Source organism: Arthrobacter sp. B2a2-09, assembly GCF_027587375.1.
GTDB lineage: Bacteria > Actinomycetota > Actinomycetes > Actinomycetales > Micrococcaceae > Arthrobacter.
On sequence record NZ_JAMXIC010000086.1, the window covers coordinates 1 to 524 of the forward strand.

At 68.7% G+C, this 524-nt stretch carries 1 protein-coding gene; it reads left to right on the forward strand.

Annotated elements, in window-relative coordinates; translation table 11 throughout:
- The coding region (locus tag NFJ07_RS26100) for an IS110 family transposase (RefSeq protein WP_269998923.1) at nucleotides 1-524 on the forward strand (524 nt) is incomplete at both ends.

The window sequence follows — 524 nt, forward strand, 5'->3', positions numbered from 1 at the left end:
GACGCCGCGTGGCTCGCCCAGCTTGCCGCGCACGGGCTATTGCGGGCCTCGTTCGTGCCACCGGAACCGATCCGTGAACTCAGGGACCTCACCCGGGCCCGGGCCATCGCCACCCGCGACCGGGCCCGGGAGATCCAGCGCCTGGAGAAGTTCCTGGAGAGCTCCGGAATCAAGCTCTCCTCGGTGGTCTCGGACCTGACCGGGGTCTCCTCCCGGGACATGCTCGAGGCCCTCATCAACGGAGAACGGAACCCCGACGTCCTGGCCGGGATGGCCCGGGGAATGCTGCGTTCGAAGATCCCCGCCCTTGTCGATGCGCTCACCGGCCGGTTCAAACCCCACCACGCGTTCATGGCCCGCCTGCACCTGGACCAGATCGATACCCACACCCGGGTGATCGAGGCCCTCACCGCGCGGATCGAGGAGGCGATGGAACCCTTTCGCGACGCCAGGGAAGCCCTGGCCACCATCCCCGGAGTCTCCCGCCGGGTCGCCGAAGTGATCATCGCCGAAACCGGTGCGGA